General features: G+C 36.3%; 30 protein-coding genes and 1 tRNA gene. 14 read left to right on the top strand and 17 right to left on the bottom strand.

What is annotated here, in order from left to right; genetic code table 11:
- Positions 1–9 precede the first annotated feature (9 nt).
- Both AC3RVF_RS03925 and AC3RVF_RS03930 read right to left on the bottom strand, forming a co-directional pair.
- Positions 10–207: a hypothetical protein gene (locus AC3RVF_RS03925; RefSeq protein ID WP_489691013.1), complete on the bottom strand. Its 198-nt coding sequence runs from the start codon at positions 205–207 to the stop codon at positions 10–12.
- A gap of 183 nt (positions 208–390) precedes the next feature.
- Positions 391–849: a DUF4442 domain-containing protein gene (locus AC3RVF_RS03930; RefSeq protein ID WP_489692810.1), complete on the bottom strand. Its 459-nt coding sequence runs from the start codon at positions 847–849 to the stop codon at positions 391–393.
- Positions 850–983: 134 nt separating this feature from the next.
- Here AC3RVF_RS03930 and AC3RVF_RS03935 point away from each other — a divergent pair, with 134 nt between their 5' ends.
- The 6 genes from AC3RVF_RS03935 to AC3RVF_RS03960 all read left to right on the top strand — a co-directional run bounded on the left by AC3RVF_RS03935 (position 984) and on the right by AC3RVF_RS03960 (position 5,074).
- Complete coding sequence (locus AC3RVF_RS03935) at positions 984–1,484, top strand: DUF4870 domain-containing protein (RefSeq protein ID WP_489691011.1); 501 nt, start codon at positions 984–986, stop codon at positions 1,482–1,484.
- Complete coding sequence (locus AC3RVF_RS03940; protein ID WP_489691010.1) at positions 1,468–1,656, top strand: hypothetical protein; 189 nt, start codon at positions 1,468–1,470, stop codon at positions 1,654–1,656. Before AC3RVF_RS03935 ends, AC3RVF_RS03940 begins: the two co-directional genes overlap by 17 nt.
- Positions 1,653–1,991: a PadR family transcriptional regulator gene (locus tag AC3RVF_RS03945; protein WP_489692811.1), complete on the top strand. Its 339-nt coding sequence runs from the start codon at positions 1,653–1,655 to the stop codon at positions 1,989–1,991. The genes AC3RVF_RS03940 and AC3RVF_RS03945 overlap by 4 nt, the downstream gene beginning before the upstream one ends.
- Positions 1,988–3,700 (top strand): PspC domain-containing protein, encoded by a 1,713-nt coding sequence (locus AC3RVF_RS03950; protein WP_489692812.1) that lies wholly within the window; start codon positions 1,988–1,990, stop codon positions 3,698–3,700. The genes AC3RVF_RS03945 and AC3RVF_RS03950 overlap by 4 nt, the downstream gene beginning before the upstream one ends.
- Before the next feature lie 70 nt (positions 3,701–3,770).
- Entirely contained in the window at positions 3,771–4,490 is a 720-nt protein-coding gene (locus AC3RVF_RS03955) for a head GIN domain-containing protein (protein WP_489692813.1), read from the top strand.
- A 152-nt stretch (positions 4,491–4,642) separates the two neighbouring features.
- Positions 4,643–5,074: a hypothetical protein gene (locus AC3RVF_RS03960; RefSeq protein WP_489691006.1), complete on the top strand. Its 432-nt coding sequence runs from the start codon at positions 4,643–4,645 to the stop codon at positions 5,072–5,074.
- Between the two features lie 66 nt (positions 5,075–5,140).
- Here the strand turns inward: AC3RVF_RS03960 and trxB are convergent, their stop codons facing one another.
- The gene (gene trxB, locus AC3RVF_RS03965) at positions 5,141–6,103 is read right to left on the bottom strand and encodes a thioredoxin-disulfide reductase (RefSeq protein WP_489691005.1); all 963 of its coding nucleotides are present in this window, start codon (positions 6,101–6,103) and stop codon (positions 5,141–5,143) included.
- 332 nt (positions 6,104–6,435) lie between these two features.
- On the opposite strand from trxB, the gene AC3RVF_RS03970 reads away from it, so the two are divergent.
- Positions 6,436–6,509, top strand: a tRNA-Pro gene (locus AC3RVF_RS03970).
- A 292-nt stretch (positions 6,510–6,801) separates the two neighbouring features.
- Here the strand turns inward: AC3RVF_RS03970 and AC3RVF_RS03975 are convergent.
- The gene (locus AC3RVF_RS03975) at positions 6,802–7,008 is read right to left on the bottom strand and encodes a hypothetical protein (RefSeq protein WP_489691004.1); all 207 of its coding nucleotides are present in this window, start codon (positions 7,006–7,008) and stop codon (positions 6,802–6,804) included.
- 247 nt (positions 7,009–7,255) lie between these two features.
- Between AC3RVF_RS03975 and AC3RVF_RS03980 the strand changes: the two genes are divergently transcribed.
- The 7 genes from AC3RVF_RS03980 (at position 7,256) to AC3RVF_RS04010 (ending at position 13,778) form a co-directional block, all read left to right on the top strand.
- Positions 7,256–7,738, top strand: a complete 483-nt coding sequence (locus AC3RVF_RS03980) for a YciE/YciF ferroxidase family protein (RefSeq protein ID WP_489691003.1) — start codon at positions 7,256–7,258, stop codon at positions 7,736–7,738.
- A 157-nt stretch (positions 7,739–7,895) separates the two neighbouring features.
- Complete coding sequence (locus tag AC3RVF_RS03985; protein ID WP_489692814.1) at positions 7,896–8,039, top strand: hypothetical protein; 144 nt, start codon at positions 7,896–7,898, stop codon at positions 8,037–8,039.
- A 71-nt stretch (positions 8,040–8,110) separates the two neighbouring features.
- On the top strand, positions 8,111–9,475 hold the full coding sequence (gene hemN, locus AC3RVF_RS03990) for an oxygen-independent coproporphyrinogen III oxidase (RefSeq protein WP_489692815.1): 1,365 nt from the start codon (positions 8,111–8,113) through the stop codon (positions 9,473–9,475).
- A gap of 110 nt (positions 9,476–9,585) precedes the next feature.
- Positions 9,586–10,863: an alginate export family protein gene (locus AC3RVF_RS03995; RefSeq protein ID WP_489692816.1), complete on the top strand. Its 1,278-nt coding sequence runs from the start codon at positions 9,586–9,588 to the stop codon at positions 10,861–10,863.
- 41 nt (positions 10,864–10,904) lie between these two features.
- A complete protein-coding gene (gene nirK, locus AC3RVF_RS04000) occupies positions 10,905–12,371 on the top strand; it encodes a copper-containing nitrite reductase (protein ID WP_489690999.1) in 1,467 nt (488 codons plus the stop codon).
- 10 nt (positions 12,372–12,381) lie between these two features.
- Positions 12,382–13,146: a formylglycine-generating enzyme family protein gene (locus AC3RVF_RS04005; RefSeq protein ID WP_489690998.1), complete on the top strand. Its 765-nt coding sequence runs from the start codon at positions 12,382–12,384 to the stop codon at positions 13,144–13,146.
- Between the two features lie 11 nt (positions 13,147–13,157).
- On the top strand, positions 13,158–13,778 hold the full coding sequence (locus AC3RVF_RS04010; protein WP_489690997.1) for an SCO family protein: 621 nt from the start codon (positions 13,158–13,160) through the stop codon (positions 13,776–13,778).
- Positions 13,779–14,104: 326 nt separating this feature from the next.
- Here the strand turns inward: AC3RVF_RS04010 and AC3RVF_RS04015 are convergent, their stop codons facing one another.
- The 13 genes from AC3RVF_RS04015 to AC3RVF_RS04075 all read right to left on the bottom strand — a co-directional run bounded on the left by AC3RVF_RS04015 (position 14,105) and on the right by AC3RVF_RS04075 (position 26,285).
- Positions 14,105–14,272 (bottom strand): hypothetical protein, encoded by a 168-nt coding sequence (locus tag AC3RVF_RS04015; protein WP_489690996.1) that lies wholly within the window; start codon positions 14,270–14,272, stop codon positions 14,105–14,107.
- A gap of 5 nt (positions 14,273–14,277) precedes the next feature.
- Positions 14,278–15,021, bottom strand: a complete 744-nt coding sequence (locus AC3RVF_RS04020; RefSeq protein ID WP_489692817.1) for a sulfite exporter TauE/SafE family protein — start codon at positions 15,019–15,021, stop codon at positions 14,278–14,280.
- A gap of 43 nt (positions 15,022–15,064) precedes the next feature.
- Positions 15,065–15,517, bottom strand: a complete 453-nt coding sequence (locus tag AC3RVF_RS04025) for a FixH family protein (RefSeq protein ID WP_489692818.1) — start codon at positions 15,515–15,517, stop codon at positions 15,065–15,067.
- Positions 15,518–15,587: 70 nt separating this feature from the next.
- Positions 15,588–17,009 (bottom strand): cytochrome c oxidase accessory protein CcoG, encoded by a 1,422-nt coding sequence (gene ccoG, locus AC3RVF_RS04030; protein WP_489692819.1) that lies wholly within the window; start codon positions 17,007–17,009, stop codon positions 15,588–15,590.
- 74 nt (positions 17,010–17,083) lie between these two features.
- Positions 17,084–17,977, bottom strand: coding sequence for a cbb3-type cytochrome c oxidase N-terminal domain-containing protein (locus AC3RVF_RS04035; protein ID WP_489692820.1), 894 nt, complete (start codon positions 17,975–17,977; stop codon positions 17,084–17,086).
- Between the two features lie 85 nt (positions 17,978–18,062).
- Positions 18,063–18,260, bottom strand: a complete 198-nt coding sequence (locus AC3RVF_RS04040; RefSeq protein WP_489690991.1) for a CcoQ/FixQ family Cbb3-type cytochrome c oxidase assembly chaperone — start codon at positions 18,258–18,260, stop codon at positions 18,063–18,065.
- A 2-nt stretch (positions 18,261–18,262) separates the two neighbouring features.
- A complete protein-coding gene (gene ccoN / locus AC3RVF_RS04045) occupies positions 18,263–20,464 on the bottom strand; it encodes a cytochrome-c oxidase, cbb3-type subunit I (RefSeq protein WP_489692821.1) in 2,202 nt (733 codons plus the stop codon).
- A 13-nt stretch (positions 20,465–20,477) separates the two neighbouring features.
- The gene (ccoS, locus tag AC3RVF_RS04050; protein ID WP_489690989.1) at positions 20,478–20,729 is read right to left on the bottom strand and encodes a cbb3-type cytochrome oxidase assembly protein CcoS; all 252 of its coding nucleotides are present in this window, start codon (positions 20,727–20,729) and stop codon (positions 20,478–20,480) included.
- 56 nt (positions 20,730–20,785) lie between these two features.
- Positions 20,786–23,197 (bottom strand): heavy metal translocating P-type ATPase, encoded by a 2,412-nt coding sequence (locus AC3RVF_RS04055; RefSeq protein WP_489692822.1) that lies wholly within the window; start codon positions 23,195–23,197, stop codon positions 20,786–20,788.
- An 84-nt stretch (positions 23,198–23,281) separates the two neighbouring features.
- A complete protein-coding gene (locus tag AC3RVF_RS04060) occupies positions 23,282–24,493 on the bottom strand; it encodes a hypothetical protein (RefSeq protein ID WP_489690987.1) in 1,212 nt (403 codons plus the stop codon).
- 132 nt (positions 24,494–24,625) lie between these two features.
- Positions 24,626–25,351: an iron-sulfur cluster repair di-iron protein gene (gene ric, locus AC3RVF_RS04065; RefSeq protein WP_489690986.1), complete on the bottom strand. Its 726-nt coding sequence runs from the start codon at positions 25,349–25,351 to the stop codon at positions 24,626–24,628.
- A gap of 168 nt (positions 25,352–25,519) precedes the next feature.
- Positions 25,520–25,987: a hemerythrin domain-containing protein gene (locus AC3RVF_RS04070; RefSeq protein WP_489690985.1), complete on the bottom strand. Its 468-nt coding sequence runs from the start codon at positions 25,985–25,987 to the stop codon at positions 25,520–25,522.
- A gap of 4 nt (positions 25,988–25,991) precedes the next feature.
- The gene (locus AC3RVF_RS04075) at positions 25,992–26,285 is read right to left on the bottom strand and encodes a hypothetical protein (protein ID WP_489690984.1); all 294 of its coding nucleotides are present in this window, start codon (positions 26,283–26,285) and stop codon (positions 25,992–25,994) included.
- Positions 26,286–26,292: the final 7 nt, after the last annotated feature.

Here is a 26,292-nt window from a genome sequence, read left to right on the forward strand (position 1 = left end):
GGGGTTTTTTTATGGGTTTAGGTAGATTAGACATTGATTTAATTGTGGGTTCTGCTTAATAAGAGAATCAATCCACAGTTTAAGTTCCTCAATCTCGTAAGGAAGCAACCGTGTCATTGCTTTTTGTAACTCTTTACAGAACAAATTAACATCAAAGCTTACTTTTGCAAGTACAGCTTTGGTATAATCATACATTGCTCTTGCCATAGCTATTTAAAATTTAATTAGATTTTAGTGAAGTAGCTTTTTATAATAGGCGAAGATTTTAGTGTTATTGTGATTTAAATATAGCTATTATTATTGAGTTAAACTCTTTTAGTAGTGAATTTCAAGGTGTTAAAATTTCGTTAATTAAATAAAGCCAGCCCCAACTACTTATGCATAATGGCATTAAACTTTTTTAAGCTTCAATGTCCATTCAAACTCGAACGATGAAACTACATCGCCATCTGAGTTCTTTCCTATAGATTTCATGTTAATGGTTTGTCCCTCGCCAGTGGAAATTGCTTTTTTAATTGCATCATCTAATAACACTCCATCTGTACAATTAAATAGAATCCGTCCACGTGCTTTTTTTAGGAAAGTAGCACTGTTATTCGCTACTAGCATCGAAATGTTTTTATTGCTTTCCTTAATTTTCGCCATCACCATTGCTCCGGTGCTTAGTTCGGCAGCCATCCCTTGCACTGCCCAAAACATCGAATTAAAAGGGTTCTGATTTATCCAGCGGTGCTTTACCGTAGTTGTACATTCATTTTCTGAAATTGTTTTTACCCGCACTCCTGTAAAGTAAGCAGAAGGCAGTTTAAACAATAGGAAAGTGTTGATTTTACTTGGGCTGAGTTTCATTTCTATATATATATTCTACGAAGGTATTCAATAAATCAATACCCTCCTATTTGTTAAATAAATGTTAATTATAGTACTATGTGTTACATACTACTGTCTTTTAGACATATATTTGCATAAGAAAATAACAAGCAATGGAAACTACAGTAACAGAAAATCAGAAAAACACAAGTACATTTATTCACTTGTCTACCTTTTTAAAATATTTTTTCCCGTTTGCGAATTATATCGCGCCCATATTAATTTGGACATTCAATAAAGAAAAAGCATTTGTGGACGAACACGGTAAGCAGGCCATTAATTTTCAGTTGAGCACTTTAGTTTATACTATATTAATTGGCTTAATCTGCCTTCCGTTTATTATCATTTTTGCGACAGATTTTATTACACTTATTGAAACCATAGATCATAATTCGGGCGAATTTTCAATAAATAATATTCAGAATCTTTCTGGTTATATTTTATTATTCGGATTGGCAATATTACTGCTGTTGGCGCTCTTCATTTTTGAGCTTTACGCTGTAATTAATGCTACCATTCACGCTTCGCGCGGACAGTTGTATAAATATCCACTTTGTATACCATTTATAAAAACTAACCCTAAAAACCCTATTCAAAATGAGCACATTAGTTAGTTACCTATTGGCTGCCATTTTACAGTTTATAGGCGCAAGCATGCCCACGGAACAGGAAACTGTTAGCGTATTGTCTCATCAACAATGCGAAGAAACCACAAGCGCGCTTCCTTATTCATTCATCATCAATAACGAACAAGAGTTCAAAAAACAAGTAAACGAAAATTTATGAAAATCGAAAACACAAAAGCGCAGATGCGAAAAGGGGTTTTGGAGTTCTGCATCCTTTCCGTTTTAAAAGACGGCGAGGCTTATACTTCAGACATTCTTGAAACTCTAAAAGACGCAAAGATGCTTGTCGTGGAAGGTACAATCTATCCGCTGCTCACAAGGCTTAAAAACGCAGGATTGCTTTCCTACCGTTGGGAAGAATCTACCGGCGGACCACCACGCAAGTATTATGACCTTACCGAAACCGGCAAACTATTTTTAACAGAATTGAACGACACCTGGAGCGAATTGCAACAGGCCGTGAACATTGTAACCAGCGAAAAAAACACAAAATGAACAAGACAGTAAACATAAATTTGGCAGGCACTTCCTTTCATATAGACGAAGATGCCTTTGGGAAACTTTCGCGCTACCTAGACGCCATCAGAAAATCGCTAAAAAGCGCTGACGGAAGTGAAGAAATAATGCAGGACATTGAAGCCCGCATTGGCGAACTTTTTTCTGAAAAGATTGAAAGTCCAACGCAAGTTGTATCGCTGAATATTCTTGACCAAGTAATTGCAGTTATGGGACAGCCCGAAGACTACGAAGTAGACGACGAAATTTTCGAAGACGTTCCACCTTCATCTAAATCACGCTCAAAATCGAGTGGAAATTCTTCACATAAGCAACTTTTTAGAGATGTGGATAACAAGTATATCTCTGGTGTATCCTCTGGTTTAGGACACTATTTTGGCATCGATGCCATTTGGGTTCGACTTATTTGGATACTATTAATATTTGCAGGATTTGGTTCGCCAGTTCTAGTATATATTCTATTATGGGTGCTGGTTCCTCCAGCACTCACAACTTCAGACAAACTGAAAATGACTGGAGAGCCTGTGAATATTTCGAACATAGAACGAAAATTCAAAGAAGGTTTTGACAATGTTGCAGACCGCGTAAAAAACGTAGATTATGACAAATATGGTAATAAAATAAAATCGAGCACTTCTGGTTTTTTCGACAATTTGGGAAACGTAATTAAAACACTTTTTATGGTGTTTGCAAAATTTATCGGGGTATTAATAATTATCGTTTCACTTTCTACAATTATCGGGTTGGTAGTGGGATTTTTCACCTTTGGATCCATAGATTTCTGGGGTAATAATACAGTTTTAGACGACTTTGCAATGGTAGATGTTACTAATGTTCCAATTTGGTTATTAGCCTTATTAGGCCTATTCGCCATTGGAATTCCATTTTTTGCATTATTCGTTTTAGGACTAAAACTTCTAATTAGTAACCTGAAATCGATGAGCTCCACAGTAAAAATATTACTGATTGTAGTTTGGGCTTTATCTGTTATTGGCTTAGCCTTTTTGGGAATAAAGCAAGCTACTGAACAGGCGTACGACGGAAACTATATTGAAGAACAATCCCTCGCCGTTCGCAGCGGAGATACCTTGCGTATTGCTATGCATGCCGATAAACAATTTAGTTATGAAGTGCGCCGTGAAAGCGGACTTGAACTAAAATATAATGCAGAAGAAAAAAGAGTTATTTATTCAAGTAATATTATATTGAATATTAAATCTTCTAAAGATTCCATCGGTAAAATTGTAATTGAAAAAGCAGCCGAAGGAAACAACAATCTAGATGCTAAAAAACGCGCTCAAGCAATAGAATACACGTATTCTATTGAAAACAACACTTTGATGCTCGACGGATTTTTCATTACAGATACTTCAAATAAATTCCGCGATCAGCAAATTGAAATAACGGTTTATGTTCCTGTGGGAACCGTAATTTATTCCGAAGAAAATACGGCTTCGTATTATAGCTACAATTCAAATTTTAAGGAATTAAGTAATTGGGACAACGAGGCGCATTATTTCAGAATTCTAAAAAACCAAGTAACATGTCTGGATTGTAAAGAGATTATAGAAACCATTGAAACAACCGACACTTTGGAAACTATAAATACTCAAAAAGTTGTGGATACCACGCAAACTATTCAGAAAAACACTTGGGAAGAAAACGTGAATGCAGGTTTTGAAAATTAACAGACAAGTACTGAAAATTTACACAAAACAAAATATTGTTACCATCAACTAAAACCAAAAACTAAAACACATGAAAACAACAAGTTTTATAATCGCAATAACCGCAGCTATAATGTTCAACGCTTGCAACATTAATATTAATAATGGTGAAAAAGGCAACGGAAACGTAGTGACCGAGGAACGTGAAGTTACCGAAGATTTTACTGAAGTACGCGGAAGCGCTGGATTAGAGGTTTTCCTTACCCAAGGCGCCGAAAACAAAATTGTAGTTGAAGCAGATGAAAATTTACTTCAATATATAGAAACCGACATTAAAGGTGGAAAACTACATGTTACCACTTCAGAAAATATTGGACGTTCAGAATCGAAAAAGATATACGTTACTTTTAAAGAACTTAATAGTATTGAAGCCAGCAGTGGCGCAGAAGTAACGGGGAATTCCGTAATAAAAAGTCAGAATTTAAATCTTAAAAGCAGTAGCGGCGCAGAATTAAAAGTAGAAGTTTTTGCACAAGATTTAGTTGCAAAAAGCAGTAGTGGTTCAGATTTGGAAGTATCGGGAAAAGCTACTTCTTTAAATGCAGATGCCTCTAGCGGCAGTGAAATAAACGCAAAGAGACTTTTGGTTATCAATTGTAAAGCAGAAGCTTCCAGCGGTGCAGAAGTAACGGTTACTGTGAAGGAAAAATTAGAAACGAGCGCAAGCAGTGCTGGTGAAATTAACTATTACGGCAATCCAGTTTCAGTAAATTCAGATAAAAGTAATTCAGGAAGCGTGAACAAAATGTAAAGCTATCGACATTCTTTTTATTTTAAAATAGCTTCAGAATTGCCAAAAAGGCTTAACAGTTTCATAAAATACTGTTAGGCCTTTTATCATTTATAATAATTTTAAGAGGTTTTCATCGTTAATATTTCAACTTTATTGCAAACAAAAAAATTATGAAAAAAATAATCATATTATTAGCCATAGTTGTATTTGCATCTTGCAGTTCTGAAGATGATTCGGGGAATGCAAATAGCAGCGAGTTTCAACAAATTAACACGACATTGCCACAAGGCGAATGGATGATAAGTAAGTTAATAGATGGAAATTCAGATCACACTGCAGATTTTGAAAGCTTCGTGTTTAATTTTAATGAAGACGGAACCGTAACTGCCACAAACGATCTTTTTACTGAAAATGGAACGTGGGCTTATGATAATGCTTCTAGCGATATGGAAGAGTTAGTTTTGCAGTTTAGTGAAACTACCCCGTTTAACGAAATTAACGACGACTGGGAAATTGTATCTGTAAGCAATGCGAAAATTGAACTTTCAGACATTAGCGGAGGCGACGGCGATATTGAATTGTTGACGTTTACGAAAATCTAATTTAAATTATAGCCATTAAAAAAGCCGCTTCAATAGCGGCTTTTTTTTATCTGTATTTAGAACGTTTTAGGCAGTAACTTCAGTTTCTATAGTCGCAAGATAACGCTCAGCATCTAAAGCTGCCATACATCCTGTTCCTGCTGCAGTTACAGCTTGACGATACTCTTTATCTTGAACATCTCCACTAGCAAAAACTCCAGGCATATTAGTTTTGGTAGATTTACCTTTTGTAATAAGGTAACCTGTATCATCCATGTCTAACTGACCTTTAAATATTTCAGTATTCGGTTTATGACCAATGGCTATAAATAAACCAGTTATTTCAATTTCTTTCTTTTCGCCGGTTTCGTTGTTAACCATTCTTAGGCCTTCAACCACCGTATCTCCCAAAACCTCATCAACTTCGGTGTTGTAAAGTACTTCTAAGTTTTTGGTGTTATTTACACGGTGTTGCATCGCTTTTGAAGCTTTCATAAAATCTTTACGCACCAGCATAGTAACTTTGCGGCAAATGTTTGAAAGATAGGTAGCCTCTTCTGCAGCGGTATCACCTGCTCCAACGATTGCTACATCCTGATTTTTATAGAAAAAACCATCACAAACTGCACAGGCAGATACTCCACCTCCACGTAATTTTTGTTCGCTAGGAAGTCCCAAATATTTTGCAGTGGCACCTGTTGAAATAATAACTGTTTCAGCTTCTATTTGGGTGCTGTTATCTACAGTCACTTTATGAATTCCACCTACAACATCACTGAATTCAACGTTAGTTACCATTCCAAATCTCACTTCGGTTCCAAAACGTTCTGCTTGTTGTTGAAGTTGCACCATCATTGTTGGGCCATCAATTCCTTCAGGGTAGCCTGGAAAATTGTCAACTTCAGTAGTAGTGGTTAATTGCCCTCCAGGCTCCATTCCTGTGTACATAACAGGTTTTAAATCTGCTCGTGCAGCATAAATGGCAGCAGTATATCCCGCTGGTCCTGAACCAATAATAAGGCATTTTATTCTTTCAATAGTTTCGCTCATAATATGTTTTTCAGTAGTTTTTTCGAAGGGTAAAAATAACAACTTTCAAAAGAATGCCATTCTAAAAGTTATGAAGATTTACTATCGATGTATTAATATTAATTATTTGGTCGATTATTTTGAAATAAGCCAGCGCCCACACGGTTTTTCATAAAATTCAAAATCACAGCATACTAGCAACACGTGTTGAAAATGGAAAATATATTTGAAATTGAACCATTCCAAAATATTCCACCATTACCTTAAAGGGTACTTGCAAAGCATTAATATTTGACTATTTTTGCCGTTCTAAATTTTAATCTCGAAGGCTTTCGAAATTGAATTTTAAAACTCGGGATGTAGCGCAGCCTGGTAGCGTACACGTCTGGGGGGCGTGGGGTCGCAAGTTCAAATCTTGTCATCCCGACTTAACGAAAAATGATCTAGCTTAACTAGGTCATTTTTTATTTTCGGAAACGTCAAAAGCGTGTTTTTGAAAGTGGACGGAATAAAAAATGAGAACGCGACAGGCGTTCATTTTACATTTGCACTAAGGGTTTATTAAGATTCTGTAAATCTTGTCATCCCGACATTATTAAAGAAGACATCTTAAATGGTGTCTTCTTTTTTTTTGGGGGTAGTTTTTCTCAATATTAAAAAGCCTCCATTTAAAAAATGAAGGCTTTAGATTGAATTAAAATAAGGCATAGCATTCAATGCTATTCTTCCTCTTGCCAATTTTCTCCCCTGCGGGTTGGATCTTGATTTTTCTGATTTTCATTTGGATTGTTTCTGTTACCAACTCCCGGGTTTTGATTCTGCTGTAATTGCTGATCTCTTTGATTGTTGGGAGTGTTTTGACTTTGCTGATTATTCCCTTGACGACCTTGTTCAACTTGGGGATTTCTTTCATTTGAATTTTCCATAACAATAAGATTTAGAATTATTTTTTTTTGTTCTATAAAGCTAATGAGGTTTTAGTACAGGTAAATATCTTATAACAAATTCTTTAGAATCATTTAGTGATAATTTAACTGTAACAATTAAAATGAAATTTTTTCTGGTTTCAAAAATTTTGTCGCCTAAAACTGAAATTTGTTAAAGTATTTTAAAGGTAAATACTAGCTATTATTCTTCTTACTAATTTTATTTCACTAATAAAAAAACTACAATATGAAAAACTTAGAAGAATTATTCGAACACCAATTAAAGGATCTTTACAGCGCTGAAGATCAATTAACAAAGGCATTACCTAAAATGGTTAAAAATGCGAAAGACGCCAAATTAAAAAAGGCCTTTGAAGATCACTTAGAAGAAACCAATGAACACAAGAAGCGCATAGAAGAAATCTGCGATGAATTAGACATCGATCCAAAAGGCGAAACTTGTAAAGCAATGAAAGGCCTAATTAAGGAAGCAGAAGATTTTCTTGATGAAGTTAAAGACGAAGACGTAAAAAACGCTGGAATGATCGCCGAGGCGCAACGCGTAGAGCATTATGAAATTTCAGGTTACGGTACCGCGGTTCGTTATGCAAAGGAATTGGGTCATGATTCCATCGCTAAAAAACTTCAAAAAACGTTGGATGAGGAATATAATGCCGACAAGAAGTTAAACGATTTGGCAGAAAAACGCCTTAACAGCAAAGCTAAGTAATGTATTTAAGTGCAATTGAAAAGCCCGTTTTATAGCGGGCTTTTTTTAAATAGAAAATTGGATAGCGTAATGGGAATATCAGATTTATCAATTTTCTGAAACAATGAAGTGAATAAACTAAAACATAAAAAATTAATAATCATTTAAAACAAAGATTATGGGAAATACACAAGATGGTTTTGGTAAAAAAAGAGATCACAACCAATACGGAGAAGTAGAAAAAGAGAAAGCTGAAAAGAAGAAAGGGCAACACATTCCAGATTCAAAAGGGAAAAAAGCCAATACCAAAAAGGACGAATAAAGTTCTAGCTGACATTTATCATTTTACACTAGAGGCTCAAAAAGTACTTTTGTATGCTCAATTAAAAAGGCATGCAAAGTACTTTAGTTTCAAAATATAACGTAGCTGGTCCACGATACACTAGCTATCCCACAGTTCCCTATTGGAAAAATGATGACTTCTCCCTTAAAGAGTGGAAAAAAGGAATCATTAAAAGCTTTTCTGAAAGTAATTCCGAAGAAGGCATCAGTCTTTACATCCACCTCCCTTTCTGCGAAAGCCTTTGTACATTTTGTGGTTGCAACAAACGCATTACCAAAAACCACAATGTTGAAACGCCCTATTTAGAATCTGTTTTAAACGAATGGCGACTTTATTTAGAATTATTTCCTCAACGACCAATTATAAAAGAATTGCACCTTGGCGGCGGAACACCAACATTTTTTTCAGCCGAAAATTTAAAATTGCTTCTCAAGGGAATTTTTAGAGATGCAACTATTGCCGAAAATCCTTCCTTCAGTTTTGAAGGTCATCCCAATAATACTTCCGAAGCGCATCTTCAAACACTTTTTGACTGTGGATTTACTAGGGTAAGCTACGGTGTTCAGGATTATAATCCAACCGTTCAAGTTGCAATTCACAGGCTTCAACCGTTTGTAAATGTGAAACGCGTTACTGAAAAAGCCCGTGAAATTGGCTACACTTCTGTGGGACACGACATTATTTTTGGTCTTCCTTTTCAGAAAAAAGAACACATTATTTATACTATTGAAAAAACCAAAGAGCTAATGCCAGATCGCATTGCTTTCTACAGCTACGCTCATGTGCCGTGGATAAAAGGAAACGGGCAACGCGGTTTTAAAGATGAAGATTTACCCAGCGCAACCGAAAAACGTGAGATGTATGAAACGGGCAAGAAAATGCTGGAGGAAGCCGGATATATTGAGATTGGCATGGATCACTTTGCTCTAAAAACCGATAGCCTTTTCAAAGCGATGGAGGGTAAAATTCTGCACCGCAACTTTATGGGTTATACCGATAGCAAAACACAATTAATGCTCGGGCTTGGGGTTTCTGCCATTGGCGACAGCTGGTATAGTTTTGGGCAAAATGTAAAAAATGTAGAGGAATACCAAGAATTGGTAAGCCAAAATATCATCCCAGTTTATCGCGGCCATATTTTAAACGAAGAAGATTTACTGATACGAAAACACATTTTGAATATGATGTGCAAATTGGAAACTTCTTGGGAAGAAGAATCGCTTCAATTTAAAGAATTGCCCGATGTTCTCGAAAAAATTAGGGAAATGGAAGATGATGGTTTGATAGAAATCACTTCCGAAAAACTTCAAATTACAGAAAAAGGGCGTCCGTATGTGCGCAATATTTGTATGGCTTTCGATTTACTTTTACAACGCAACCAACCAGAAACCCAACTGTTTTCTATGACGGTTTAAATTGCGCGTTAATCGGTCTACAAGTTTTTAAAAAACTTTTCTAAAGTTGATAAAGGTCATATTTACTTTCACTCATAAATAAGATTTTTGTATCTGAAATCAATTTAAAGATGAACTTTCTAAAAACTACTTTTTCATTAATTATATTTTTCACAGTCACTTCTTCCTTTTCACAATTTACAGTGGATGCAGAGCTCAGACCAAGGTTTGAATTTAGGCACGGTTACAAAACACTTTTCCCAGATGATGCAGATCCTGCTGCATTTGTGTCGCAACGCACACGCCTTAATTTTGGGTTTAAAACTGAAAAACTTCATTTCTATTTAAGTCCGCAAGATGTACGTGTTTGGGGCGATGTACCACAATTGAACGTTGCAGACGAAAACGGATTTTCGCTTCACCAAGCTTGGGGTGAAATTCCTTTAACGCCAGATTTATTTTTGAAAATAGGAAGACAAGAAATAGTTTACGACGATTCGCGTTTCCTCGGGAATGTAGATTGGGCACAGCAGGGTCGAAGTCATGATGCTGCAGTTTTAAAGTACGAGTCAAATGCTATTAAATTGCACCTTGGCGCTGCTTATAATCAAAATAAAGAAGCCTTGACGGGAAACGTTTTAACCACAAACACATACAAAAGCCTTCAATATATATGGCTTCATAAAGACTGGAAAAAGCTGAATGCAAGTTTTCTGTTTTTGAATAATGGACTGCAATATATTGATGAAATTGAAGAGTCAAATAATGAAACACGTTACAGCCAAACCGCCGGAATTCATTTAAAAGCGAATGTAGCTAAGTTCAATTTTGCTTCAAATATGTATTATCAATTTGGGACAGACGTTGGTAATAATGACCTTAATGCTTACCTCCTATCGCTTGAAGCAAAATACGATGTAACCGAAAAACTAAATATTGGTTTAGGTGGCGAATTACAAAGTGGAAATGATAACGGTGCTTCTGCGAACGGGGAAAATAATGCTTTTAACCCACTCTATGGAACCAACCACAAGTTCAATGGGTATATGGATTATTTCTACGTTGGTAATCACCTCAGCAATGTGGGATTAATTGATGGGTATGCGAATATTAAGTATGCTTTCAACAAAAAATCTAGTCTTCAAGCTACCTTCCATCAATTTTTTGCCGCCGCGGAAATGATAAACGAAACTTCAAATAAGCTGGGGTTCGAAGTAGATTTAGTAACTTCACTGAAAATGAGTGAGTTTACTGGGATTCAGGCCGGATATTCACAATTTTTTGCTTCAAAAGGAATTGAAACTATCAAGAATAATTTCGATGGAAATTCCAATAGCTGGGCGTGGATAATGGTGACGATTGATCCCGTATTATTTACTTGGCAGAATCAAAATACAGAAATAAATTAAAGCTTAAAACATCTAAATAACTAACCAATAAAATCCAACCCATGAAAACAAACTTTAAAAAATTAGTCGTTACCAAAGTGCTCGTCGGCATAGGAGCTATGGTCTTACTAACTAGCTGCGTAAATGATCAGTCTGATAAAAAATATAAAGACACCGTAGATATTCCTGTAAATCAAGAAATGATTGCAGAACTTACTTCACCACCATTTGTTCCAACCCCTGTTGGAAAACGTATGGCGAAAAAATTGATTGTAGATCTTGAAATTCAAGAACGTGAAGGTGAAATGACAAGTGGCGTAAAATATGTTTATTGGACATTTGGCGGTACCGTTCCTGGAAGTTTTATACGTACCCGCGTGGGCGACGAGGTAGAATTTCACCTTAAAAATCACCCAGATAACAAGTTGCCTCACAACATTGACCTTCACGCTGTGAATGGTCCAGGAGGTGGAGCAGAATCTTCTTTTGTTGCTCCAGGACACGAAAAAGTTTTTTCTTTTAAAGTACTTAATCCTGGATTGTATGTTTACCATTGTGCTACCGCACCAGTGGGAATGCATATTGCAAACGGAATGTACGGTCTAATTTTAGTTGAGCCAGAAGGTGGTTTGGAGCCCGTTGATAAAGAATATTACGTAATGCAAGGCGATTTCTATACAGAAGGTAAATATGGCGAACGCGGCATGCAAGCATTCGATATGCAGAAAGCAATTAATGAAACCCCAGATTATGTGGTATTTAACGGCCATGTTGGTGCTATGACAGGAGATAATGCATTAACTGCAAAAGTGGGCGAGAAAATACGTCTCTTTGTAGGTAATGGTGGTCCAGGTCTTGTTTCATCCTTCCATGTTATTGGAGAAATTTTTGACAAAGTTCATGTTGAAGGAGGCGATCTAATAAACACTAACGTACAGACTACGTTGATACCTGCTGGTGGAGCAGCAATCGTAGAATTCCGTGTGGATGTTCCCGGAACATTTATAATTGTTGACCACTCCATCTTTAGAGCTTTTAACAAAGGTGCTTTGGCAATGTTGAAAGTAGAAGGTGAAGAAAATAAAACTATTTATTCTGGCGAAATACGCGACGGAATCTACCTGCCTGAAGGTGGCGTAATACAATCTATGCCAACGGGTGGCGCAAAGGTTATAAAAGAAGAAGCAAAAGCTTTAAGTTTTGAAGATCAAATGGCTTTCGGTAAAGACAAATATATGGCAACTTGTGTTGCTTGTCACCAAGCAAACGGGCAAGGAATTGAAGGTGCTTTCCCTCCTTTGGCAAAATCAGATTACTTAAATGCCGATATTAATCGCGCAATCGATATTATATTACACGGTAAAACTGGAGAAATTACAGTAAACGGTAAAAAATACAATAGTGTTATGACCGCTCAGGCATTAAGTGATGAGGATGTTTCAAGTGTATTGACGTACGTTTATAACAGCTGGGGAAACTCCAAAAAAGAAGTTACTGCTGAAATGGTGAAAGCCGTTAGAAACAAATAAATTGATCAAATTGAAGATTTATAGCACCGCCCTTATCGTATTCCTTTCATTATTTTTTGAAATTAATGCTCAAAATAGTGAAATGGCAATGGTAAAAGGCGGTGTTTATTTACCGCTTTACGGCGCCGAAGGAAAACTAATAAAAATTGAGCCTTTCCAAATGGATGTGTTTCCAGTTACAAATACAGATTACTTAAAATTTGTACAGGAAAACCCAGAATGGAAAAAAAGCAATATTAAGGCCTTATTTGCTGATAAAAGCTATTTAACCAAATGGAAGGATGATGGTACTTTTATAGGCCTGCCAAATGCTCCAGCAACAAATGTTTCTTGGTTTGCTGCCAAAAAATACTGCGAGTGTCAAGGCAAACGGCTACCTACCATGGACGAATGGGAGTTTGCAGCAATGGCAAATGAAGATGTTCCCGATGCAAGAAAAATAGAAAAATACAATCAGTATATTTTAGGTTGGTATGAAACACCAAGAACGTACAATAATCCTATTGGTGAAACCTTTATGAATTATTGGGGCATTTATGACCTTCACGGTTTGGTTTGGGAATGGACGTTAGATTTTAATTCGGTGTTAATTTCGGGAGAATCTCGAAAAGACGTTGATAAAGATTCAAACCTTTTCTGCGGAAGCGCGGCAATTGGCGCATCAGATTTAATGAACTATGCTGCTTTTATGCGGTATGCCTTTAGAGGAAGTATGAAAGCGCGTTATTCTTCCCAAAATCTAGGATTTCGATGTGCGAAAGATGTTGAAAATTAAAAAAAGTAAAGATGAAAAATTATAAATATATAGTAATAATGCTCGCTTTAGGAGCATTAATTTCCTGTAATAATTCAACAGAAAAAAAAACGGATATTACTGAAACCGCAAAAGTAAAAAAAGGTGAAGGTGAAAGCATTCCCGAAATGTCTATCTACAATCTTCCCTCCAATTGGACCAATCAAAACGGCGAACAGATTGAATTAAAGAGTCTGCAAGGGAAAGTGGTGGTTATGGTTATGATTTACACAACTTGTAAAGCTGCCTGCCCGCGTTTAGTAGCCGATATGCGTAACATTGAAAAACAGGTGCCGGATGACAAAAAGGACGATGTGCAATATGTTTTTGTGAGCATTGATCCAGAAACCGATACGCCTGAAAGACTAAAAGCATTTGCTAAGGAAAACGAAATGGAGGCTGATAAATGGCTCTTTTTACGAGGAACCGAAAGCGATACCCGCGAATTTGCCGCCGTTCTTGCTGTTAATTACAAACAAATTTCACCAATGGATTTTTCGCATTCAAACATTATAAGTGTTTTTGACCAAAATGGCGAAATGGCGCATCAACAGGAAGGTTTAGGTGTAGATAACAAAGAGACTGTGCAAGCCATTGTTGATTTGGCGAAGTAATTTATTTTATGAAATAGAGTAGAGAGCAGAGAAAGTGAAAAACACTCACCACTAATCTAGCTTCTATGATTTAATCTTTTTCCTTTTCCACTTATAAATCAATTTTTTCCTTTTCCGACGATTCGTATAGTGAAGAATCAAACCTACCACAATAGCCAATACCACAATTAAAATTACGCCTGCAACTAAGCCGCTCGTAAAATCTGACCAAAATGTAGAATGTAAAAACATCATCGGTTTCAGGTTAAATTGCTTTTGTGGAATTGGTTAATAGTTAATCGAAACTACTTAAAAAAATGCTAGACTGCACAAAACAGTTGGATATTTTAGAATTTTTCATTTTCAGAAGAGGAAATGTCATCGTCATTCTTCTTTTTGCCTCCCATAACAAAGCTAATTACAATTGCGGTAAGCGCAATACATAATATAGCAAAGAAAATAATAATGGCGGTGCCCATACCCCAATTGGCCAGTGGTAAAATTAAATTTATCATAGTCATTATATTTTTTGGTTATTAATTAATTCATTTTCTGATACGGTGGGTTGGCAATTATAATTTGCATCCACAGATTCGGTCATTGGTTTAGGCGAAATATATGGAATTCCCAAGCCTAGGCCGCGAACTATAAAAAGACACGCAATAACTACTATAAGCACCGGAATTGCACGACGAATACGCTGACGCACTTGCCCATTCAAAAAGTTACCCAGGTAAATTGCTGAAGTCATTAACGGGATAGTTCCCATCCCGAATACTGCCATATATAAACTTCCTTGCAAAGCATTGCCCGAAGCTATCGCCCCAAAAACAGCCATATATACAAGACCGCACGGCAAAAAACCGTTTAGAAAACCAATGGTCAGGAATGTATCGGGCGTTTTCTTTTTAAGTTCCTTTCCCAGTGCCGACTTCACTTTTGAAACTATTTTATAAATAGGTTTGGAAAAATTATATCTATTGAAAGTTCGTTGCGGAATAAAGATTACCAAAAGCATTAAAACGCCAATTGCAATTGAAAGCTGTTGCTGAAAGCCGAATAAATTAAGGCTTTTTCCAACTAATCCGAAAATCAATCCAATAATGCTATAAGCCAATATTCTTCCGAAATGATACAGAAAAATCTGCCCTATTTTCTTAACATTATTATTTCGATCTACTGGAAGCAGAAAGGCAATGGGTCCGCACATCCCTACGCAGTGGAAGCTACCCAATAATCCGATTATGAGTGCGGTGTATAACATTTATTTAATTTTCAATACGCAATTTTCAATTTCCCTTGGGAAGTTATTTGGTATAAACTATTTCATTTTTATACAAATAATCTTCTCCTTCATAGCGCCATTGCACAATTGTATTCCAACGACCAGATACCAAGCGATTGTCTGGTATGAGTATGTTTTTAGCAGACAGTTGCAGCGGCAGTTGAAAATCGAGCTTTTTATCTGAAGGTCTATAAAGGCGAACCGTACCCGTAATTTTTGAGTAGTCTAGATTTTCAGGAAAAGTTAGCATCCATCCAGCTTCAGTTCTTTCACCAGAAATAGATCCGCTTAAGTTATTCGAATTCTGTTCGTCGTCTATTTCCGTTTGATAGACCATTTCTTTTTTATAGTATTCTTCGGTTACCAAATCGTAATCGTACTTTTTTTCGGTACTGATTTTTATAACGAAAAACATAATAAAACCAATGAAAAGCACCAATACAATCGCTAATCCTGTTCCCCAATTCATTTTCATCGTGATATTCTTTAGTGTTATATTTTATACTTTATTTCTGCTTGCAATTCAAGTTTATATTGACACGAGTTTAATTATAACTCCGCGGTCCCAAAAATGTAACGCTGGTTGTTTCAATTAATAAATCGCCACTAAATACTTGAATAACCGCTCTATTTTTATCGCCACTAAGGACCGCATTATTGATTTCAATAAAGAGCGTTCCTTCTGCTAAATCTTGTGCTGGAACTAAAATTTCTCCTTGTTTTACAGTATGTATTGTCCCTTTTGGAGATTTCAACTTAAAGTGAATTTTTTCAATATCTTTTGTAGTTTTGTTCAGCAATTTATAAGTGAAAACATTACTTATCATATTGTCTGCTTTGTGCTCATAAAGTTGGCCTGGAAGCCTAAGTATATTTGCTTCCACATCACTTCTCAAAAACAATAATCCAGAAAGAACACCAATTAAAATTACTAAAACAGCGGTATAACCTTTCAGTCGTGGCGTAAATTTGAAGGGCGCTTTTTTCTCTATATTTTCTTCACTTGCATAGCGAATTAATCCCTTCGGCAAGTTCACGGCTTCCATAATACTATCGCATTCGTCGATACAGGCAGTACAGTTTACACATTCTAACTGTGTTCCGTTGCGAATATCAATTCCTGTTGGGCAAACATTTACACATTGAAAACAATCAATACAATCTCCTTTTCCGGAAGCTTCGCGATCTTCGTTTTTCTTAAATTTTGCGCGTCCCTCTTCCTTCTCGCCTCTTTTATGATCGTAGGCAACAACGATAGATTTATTATCGAGTAATACGCCTTGTAATCTGCCATAAGGGCAAGCTATAATACAAACCTGCTCGCGGAACCATGCAAAGATAAAATAGAAAACACTTGTAAAAATCAGTAATGAAATCAATGTACTTATATGATCTGAAGGGCCTTCAAAAACGTATTGTATTAAGCGGTCGCTTCCTATAAAATAAGCTAAAAACACATTGGCAATTAAAAACGAAATGATAAAGAAAATGAACCATTTTAGAACCCGTTTTTTAATCTTATCGGCATTCCAGTCTTGCTTTGCCAAACGCATTTGCGCACCTCTATCGCCATCAATCCAATATTCAATTCTTCTGAAAACCATTTCCATAAAAATGGTTTGCGGACAAATCCATCCACAGAAAATTCTTCCAAATGCAGCCGTAAATAGTAAAATAAATACGACCCCGATAACCATCATAATCACGAACAAATAGAAGTCCTGCGGCCAAAATGGAAATCCAAAAATATTGAAACGGCGCTCCAATACATTGAAGAGCAAAAATTGATTACCATTAATTTTAATAAACGGAGCAGCAAATAAACAGGCTAGCAAAAAATAGCTTACGTATTTTCTGTACTGATACAATTTACCTGAAGGTTTCTTGGGGTAAACCCAAGCTCTTTTGCCTTCATCGTTTATAGTACCAATACTATCTCTGAAACGTTCGTTTTCTGGAGTGTCCAATTTTTAAGTTATTTTGATGTTAGATTTGAAATGTTATGGATTTCTAGAATACAACTATAGCATATTGAATTGTTTTATTCGGCAGCTGCGGTTTCTTCACTCCATAAATCTCCTTCGGGTTCTTTACCGTCTGCAGGGTTGGTTCCGTGTAAGGATATAACATAACTGGCCACTTGTGCCATTTCACTTGGTTTCAAGTCAGATTTCCAAGCAATCATCCCTTTTCCGGCACGGCCACCTTCACTTATTGTATGGAAAATATTTTTAATACCGCCACCCAAAATCCAATTGTCGTCTGTTAGGTTTGGACCAATTCCTCCACCTCCAGAATCTTTATGACAAGCTATGCAATTCTCGGTATATATAGTTTTACCAGCAGCTAGATCAGCAGCATCTGTTAGCAATTCAACAGATTCAGCGTCTATTAAATCCTTATTCTTTTTTTTGAATTCAGCGATTGCGATTTCCGCTACCACAACTTCTGTTTCATATTCGTCAATCTGGCTAGGACCGTCAAAAACTTCATAGTAAACAAAATAAACGACCGCAAATACAATGGTAAAGTAGAATAAGTACGTCCACCAAGGCGGAAGATCATTATCGAGTTCGCGGATGCCATCGTAATTATGGTCTAGTACAATTTCCTGTTCTTGAGCCATAGGCTTGGCACCAAGCATATCTTTATACTTTCTTTTATACCATCCAAAACGGTTTTGTTCGCGCAGTTGGGCTGCTGATAAAAAACGTTGTTTAGCTTCATCGTCTAGCCCTGTAAAAAGAACTCTTTGCAATGCCGCGACAACTATTTCTAAAGCAATGGCGAAAAATAAAACCATTCCCAAAACTGCCCAAATAATTGGATATTTTAGTATTGCCCAACCATCTGCCGAATCAATTGAAATTTCCAGTAGAAAAAAGGCAAGGACCATAAAGCCAATAACCCTTAAAAATGATGCTGTGGTTTTCATTTGTAGATAATATTAGTTTGGTTAGTGAAAGATGAAATGCTCAAATAAGCCATCTTCTTAAATTTTAAATATGTGAATAAGCATTTCATAACGTTTCTTCGTTTTGGTTGATAGTATCGTCTTCCAATGGAATATTGCTCACTTCACTTATATGATCCTTTTTTGCAGTGACTACCCAATAAAAAAGCCCGACAAAAAAGAAGAAAAATATTAAAAGTGATATCATTGGATATATTTGAACATTGTCTATGTTCTCTAGGTTTCCTTTTATAAACTTTAACATAACTATTCGTTTTTGGCTGAAGTATCTTCAGCGGTTTTTACTTTTATATCAGTTCCTAATCGTTGTAAATAGGCAATAACAGCAACTATTTCACGATCCTTCATTTCTATAAATTCTTCACCGTTTTCTTTAGCGTATTTCTTGCTAGCTTCGTAAGTGGTTACAAAATCTGGATCGCTATAAAGGTTTTTCTCAATTTTTGTTCCTTGCTCATCCATCCATTGCTGCGCATTTGCTATTTCTTCTTCGGTATAAGGAACCCCAAGTGTAACCATAGCATTCATTTTAGCTTCGGTGTCAGATTTGTCTAATTCTGAATTTATCAACCAGCTATAAGACGGCATTATAGAACCTGACGATGTGCTCTGTGGATCGTACATATGGTTTAAGTGCCAGTTATCTGAATACTTTCCACCAATACGATGCAGGTCTGGACCAGTACGTTTACTTCCCCATAAAAATGGGTGGTCGTACACATATTCACCAGATTTTGAATATTCACCATAGCGCTCTACCTCGCTTCTAAACGGTCTTACCATTTGTGAGTGGCAACCCACGCAGCCTTCACGTATGTAAATATCACGTCCTTCCAATTCTAGTGGCGTATATGGTTTCACATTTGAAATTATAGGCACATAATCATCAACCATCAACGATGGAATAATCTGTACCATACCACCAATTAAAATGGCTATAGTAGCATAAATTGTCAATTTAATAGGGCGACGCTCTAACCATGTGTGGTAGCCTTCGCCTGTTGTTTGTTTTCTGGTAACTGGTGCAAGTGGCGCTGCTTCGGCCAATTCATCTGTAACTTTACTACCTCTTCTCGCCGTCATTACAATATTATAAAGCAAGATAAATCCTCCTGTAATGTAAAGCGTTCCACCAATGGCGCGCATCCAATACATTGGCATAATTTGGGTAACTGTTTCAAGGAAGTTACCATACGTTAGCGTTCCATCTGGGTTAAACTGGTTCCACATAGAAGCTTGCATAAATCCTGCAACGTACATTGGCAGAGCATACATAATGATACCTAAAGTACCTATCCAGAAATGCGCATTGGCGAGTTTAATGGAATATAATTTTGTTTTGAAAAGTCGCGGCACCATCCAATAAATCATACCGAAAGTCAAGAAACCGTTCCAAGCAAGGGCGCCTACGTGTACGTGGGCAATAATCCAATCGCTAAAGTGAGCAATTGCATTTACGTTTTTAAGTGAAAGCATTGGGCCTTCAAAAGTTGCCATCCCGTAACCGGTAATTGCGACAACCATAAATTTTAAAACTGGATCAACCCTAACTTTATCCCAAGCTCCACGAAGGGTTAAAAGTCCGTTTATCATACCACCCCATGATGGTGCTAAAAGCATTATTGAAAAAGCAACCCCTAAGTTCTGCGCCCATTCTGGAAGTGCAGAATATAGCAAGTGGTGAGGTCCTGCCCAGATATAAATAAAGATTAAAGACCAAAAGTGAACAATAGATAGTCGGTAGGAATATACCGGTCTGTTGGCAGCTTTCGGTACAAAATAATACATCAACCCTAGAAAAGGTGTAGTTAAGAAAAACGCTACCGCATTATGCCCGTACCACCACTGCACCAGCGCATCCTGTACGCCAGCATACATTGAATAACTTTTTAAAGCAGTTACTGGAATTGCCATACTGTTTACAATATGCAATACAGCAACTGTAACCCAAGTTCCTAAATAGAACCACAATGCTACGTATAAATGACGCTGGCGTCTTTTTACCATCGTCATTATTAAGTTAACACCAAATGCTACCCAAATTATTGCAATTGCAATATCAAAAGGCCATTCTAACTCGGCGTATTCTTTTGAAGTAGAATAACCTAACGGAAGTGTAATTGCAGCTCCAACAATTATTGCCTGCCAGCCCCAAAAATTTAGATTACTCATAAAATCACTCCACATACGTGCTTTTAGCAATCGTTGCGAAGAATAATAAACTCCGGCAAAGATGGCATTACCTACAAATGCAAAAATAACTGCATTGGTGTGTAATGGTCTTAAACGCCCAAAGCTGAGCCAAGAAATACCTTCCGTCATATTCGGAAACAAAAACATAAAGGCCAGCAAAAGGCCGACGCTCATACCAATGAGTCCCCAAAAAATGGTGGCATTGACGAATTTTTTGACAATTTGATTGTCGTAGTAAAACTGTTCTGTTTGCATAGTTTTAAAAAAATTATTCCTGCACCTCGGTGGCTTCTGTACGAAGTGGAGTTGCAGGTTCGGTTTCTGGATTGGTTTTAGTTTCTTTTAAATTTTTAGTCTTGTGCGATATATCATCTTTTACTAATTCATCTTCAAAAAGCATACGCACAGAAGGGGTATAAGTATCATCGTATTGGCCACTTCTTACTGAAAAAATAAAGAGCGCAAAAAAGATGAGCGCCACACAAACGCTGATTGCCAATAACATATAAATTATGTTCATACTTAAAAATTATATTCAAAAATATTGCTGCAAACGTCCTTAAAATATGACATTCGTCAATTTTGCTTATTTATATTGGTTCTTAATCTCTTGCCAATAAACTGTGTGGCAATAGTTGTAAAAATCACGATACTGATGGAACTCAAAGGCATCAAAATTGCCGCCACTACAGGACGTAAATGCCCAGTAATTGCAAACGATAATCCAATTAAATTATAGACAAGAGAAAATAAAAATGCCCACTTAATAATCTGCACGCCACTTTTGGCAAGATTTAAGTAATCGCCAATTTTGTTGAATTGCGAAGCATCCAAAATACCGTCGCAAGCGGGTGAAAAAACATTCGTATTTTCTGAAATCACAAAACCCACATTGCTTTGTTTTAAAGCGCCAGCGTCATTAAGCCCATCGCCAATCATTAAAACCTGTTTTCCGCTTTGCTGAAGTGTTTTTATGAAATTAAGCTTGTTATCTGGCTTTTGGTTAAAATAGAGCTTTGTGCCTTTGGGAAGCATTGTTTCCAGCCGCTCTCGCTCGCCTTCATTGTCGCCCGAAAGCACAATTACTTCTTTGTCATTTCCAAGTTGTGAAAAAAGTTCAGAAATGTTATTTCTGTATTCACTATTAAAAACATAACAACCCTTGTAAACCTGATTAGCACTGATGTGAACAGTGGTTTTATTTTTTAATTCGGAAGTATTTTCATTGTAAAATCCTACAAACTCGTACGATCCAACTTTTATAGAATTATCATTTGAAGTTGCAGAAATTCCCTTTCCTATTTCTTCTTCAAATTCATCTAAAGTTTGAATGTTATTCTTGTCTAAAATACTGTAAAGAGAGCGACTCAACGGATGGCTGGAAGCACGAAGCGTGCTAGTTAACAGTTGTTTTTCTTCTGCAGAAAGCGCTAAACCTTCATAAGTTATAATGTTTTTTTGATTGGTTGTTAGCGTTCCAGTTTTGTCAAAAACAATGGTGTCTAGCTTCGCCATTTGTTCAATTACGGAAGCTTCTTTTAAATACAATTTTTCTCTTCCGAAGATTCGTAGCACATTGCCCAAAGTAAAAGGCGCAGCCAATGCAATAGCGCACGGACAGGCAACAATCAGAACCGAAGTAAAAACATTAAATGCTTTTGAAGGATCGAACATTAACCAAAAAATGGTGGAAATAAAAGCGATTGAAAGCAGCACCATGGTAAACCGTTTGCTAATGCTATCTGTAATAGACTCGAAAATTCCTATGTTGTCTTTGCTGAAAACATCGTTGCTCCAAAGTTGCGTTAAATAGCTCTGCGCAACGGGTTTCAATACTTCGACTTCCAAAATACCGGCTTGCTGTTTGCCGCCGGCAAAAAGTTTATCGCCACTTTTTTTGGTAATTGGCTCCGCTTCGCCCGTAACAAAACTGTAATCTATTAGCGCGTTTCCTTTTATTAAAATAGCGTCTACGGGAATAATTTCGTTATTGCGAATAAGTAGCCGATCACCTTTTTTAACGGTGAAAACTTCAGCTTGCTCCTCTACGGTTTTTCCTTCGGTATTTTTGAAAAGTCGCGTAACTGCAATTGGAAAATACGATTTGTAATCGCGTTCAAAAGAAAGGTAACTGTAGGTTTTCTGCTGAAAAAATTTCCCCAGCAATAAAAAGAAAACCAAACCTGAGAGACTGTCAAAGAAGCCCGTACCCAAATCGAACACAATGTCTATGGTGCTTCTTATAAAAAGAACAGCGATCCCCAAAGCGATGGGAACATCGATGTTTAGTATTTTTGAACGAAGCCCTTTGTATGCCGAAGTGAAATACCCACTACCCGAATAAAAAACAACAGGAAGTGAAAAAGCAAACATCAACCATCGAAAAAACGGTTTAAACTGATCCAGCCAAAATTCGGAATGTTCAAAATATTCGGGAAATGAAAGAAACATTATGTTTCCAAAGGCAAAGCCCGCAACGCCTAATTTGTAGGTTAAGCTTCGGTTTATGTATTTTTCCTTTCGCTCAGAATCATCCAGTGAAATATAGGGCTCATACCCTATTCTGCTTAAAAGAATCACTAAATTTTTAAGGGAATTTTCTTCAGCCGTAAAAGTAACTCGCAGCGTTTTTTCGGGAAAATTTACTTGTGAAGTTTTAACGGCAGGATTGAGTTTGTTCAGATTTTCAAGAATCCAAATACAACTGCTACAGTGAATTGACGGTATTAAAAACGAAACAATTTGTGTGCTTCCGTCATTGAATTCCAGCAATTTTTCAACTATAGCTTCATTATCCAGAAAATCGTACTTACCTGCAATTTCTTTGGGAGAAATTCCTGGTGTTTTTTCAATATCGTAATAATAGCTTAGGTCGTTGTTGTGGAGAATTTCAAAAACAGTTTTGCAACCATGGCAGCAGAAGGATTTTTCCTCATGCTTAATTTCAACATCCAAACATGGATCACCACAATGGAAACAATTTACCATTAATCTAAAAGTTGCTCGTTATACCTGCAGCAAAGGTCGCAACGCTTTTAGTTTTGTAAAATGACAATTATCAGCTTTAAAAGGCTATTTAGGCACTTTTAAGAAATAAATATTTTTGAGAAATAAAATTCCCACGGCTATTGGAAATGCACAACTTAGAATTGTGAGCAGTAAATAATAATCTTGAAAAAAAGGAAGGCCTAACCATAGCGCCGTAGCTTTATAAAAAATAAGTAATTCTGTAGTTATAAAGGCGAAAATGAAAATCGAAATGAAGGTTTTGGGAAGTTTTACCAGTTTAAAATATTCAAGAAAAGCGAGCATTGATGTAATTACAATTCCCAAGAAAACCACGTGCAGATAACCAATTACAAAATCTTTTAGTTGAAAAGCCAAGTTAGCGAAATATGGAAAAGCTGAAAAAAGTTGCATAAAAAGTTTTACAATCATAAGTGCTCCGGCGATTTTCAGAAGAAAAAAAGCATTCGTGCTAAATGACTTTTTTATAACTGAAAAGTGACTTTTAAGCAACAAATACAATTCGTAAAAAGCCAAAAGTTGAACCACTGCTCCAGCCAATCCGAGTATATAAATTGCTACAGGCGGTATAAACCAAAGGAATGAAAGAAAGACCGTAAAAAACACCCCAAAATTTAGAAGCAAGTAAAATGATTTCAATTTTTCGGGTTTGAATTGAATTCCCTTTTCTTCTAAAACATAAAATAATATACCCAAAAGAGCTATTATAAACCAACCGTTATACTGAAAGTGCAGGTAGAAATAAATGGACGATTTGTACCAAATGGATTCCGCGCCTAAAGTTGCCATAACGCCACCAATAGCCCACGGTCCGATGCTAGAAATAACTAAATACCATAGTGCAGTTTTTACTAATTTCCACGAAAATCTATTTTTAAAATGCTCGGGAATATACTTAATAGCGAACCATAAAAACCAATAAGTAGCGAACAGAAAAAGTGTAGAAAAAATAATGGAAAACAGTGCGTAGCCTTGAATTGGAAAGCTAATTAACATTCCTAAAATGCAGAAATTGGTAAAAACGAAAATACGTTTGTACAATTTCGGTTTTTGTGCTTCGGCTAGAAATAATTGGTAAATCAAGATTGTTAATCCTAAATAAATCCAACCCAATAATGCGGTGTGCGAATGTGCATGAAGAATAAATTTATAATTGAGTGGAATAGGAATTACGAAAAAAAACCGCAGCAGTAAGCCCATAAGCGCCACCACCAAAAAATACGAGAGGGCAATGGCAATATGTTTTCTTAAATCCATCAAAGTTTAAAATTAAAATAACAGTCCAGAAATTCGATATTATAACTCCCCTTTTTGCCAAACTTCCGAACTGTCAATAAAATCAATTTTAGGTATATCCAGAATCAAGCTTGGATACAATCGTTGACGGTTTTAGTTTTTCTTCAATTTCTTTTCCAAAATCAATGCCTTCGGAAAAAGAATATTATTTTCTAAATGCACGTGCTGATGCAAGTCTTGTTCAAATTCGTCAAGCTTTGCGTAGAATGCACGGTATGTATTACACGCTCCTTGTGGAGGTGTGTAATCTTTGCTTAATTTAGCAATTCTACGTAATATTTCGCCAGCTTCTTCGTGTTCGGCTTCCATCATTTTTATTGGATTTTCAACAGATCCAAAATGAATTGCAGGAACTTCAGTGCCATCACGTTCTGCTTTTACAAGTTTTTTAATGAAAGGGAAAAGTATCAATTCTTCCTTTTTCATATGGGCAGACAACTCCTGAACAACTTTGGTTACAAGAGATTCTATCTCTGCAAGTTCGGTATAATGATGTCCGTGAACTTGGTTTACACGTTTAGCATATTGCAAAAGCAATGGGTTGTTTTCTTCCACATAATTGTGGTGCACATTAATTATATGGTCTGTTAAGAAATCGATTTTCCAACTGTTGAAATCATAGGCACGATCTTGAATGGTGTCTAAACTTAACAGCTCTGCTTCCAAAATAGATGGATCAATCTTTGCTTTTTCGCAGGCTTTTTTAATACTAACGCCGCCCCCACAGCAAAAATCTATTCCGTGTTTTTTGAAAATATGTGCGGCTTTTATGTTTTCAGTAACGACATCGGCTACCGTTTTTTCTTGAAGTGTTGTCATGGTCTTAAAAGTTTTAATGAATATTTATTGAGACAAATTTCAGTATAAATACAGCGGCAAAATATGACCTAAATCATAAAAGGATAATTCTATCTTAAATAAATTTTTATCAATAGGTTTTCTGAAAAATATCTCAAAAAGCAATGTGGTTTTTTGAAAGTGAATTAATTAATTCTCCCAGAAAAGGTCGTGGTATACGGCTTGCGTTTCTTTTTCTATATGGATTTCAGTAATTTTTGCAAGTTGCTCGTCTGTTGCTAATTTTTGAATTTCATTAAAAAGAATACGTTCTTCAAACCGAATATGTGCTTCTAATTCCTCTTCTAATTGATGCAAAGATTTATCTGGGTCTTTGGTATCATGAAACAATCGTTTAATCCTGCGGTGCTCTTTTAGGGCGCGTTCTATTAATTCATTGTTCGCTTCCATTATAGGGAAAATATATAATTCCTCATCCTTAAAATGAGGCTCTATTTCGTTTTTAAAAAACCATTTTGCATATTCCTGTAAACGTTTCGTTTCAATATTTTTACTAAAACCTTTGCGCAACTTCCAACTAAATAACAGTCCAAAATGGTGTTGTCTGCTCAACGGTTGCAAAGCTATATGACGTTTAATAGGTTTTTTTTTCTCCATAAATTTACGGGTTTTCTATATATTTTATTCGTTTGCCGCCACATTCTGAACAGCGTTCAATGATTCTTTTTTTATTTTTAAATCCGTCAACGTGCTCCAGCATAAACTTCCCAACTTTCACGTGTTTATCGCGATGGTTTTTTACATCAATCTGTTTATCCTTCGGCATCTCGCGGGTTTTTGCATCGTACTCTTGATAGCCCCAACAAAATGAACAATTTTTAATGCCCATTTCTTCTGCGAGCTCTTCTTTTGGCCTTTTCTGAAAAAATTCAAGAAAACGATTAATATAGCTCATTTAAGTT

This window comes from Aequorivita sp. IT1183, assembly GCF_058068265.1.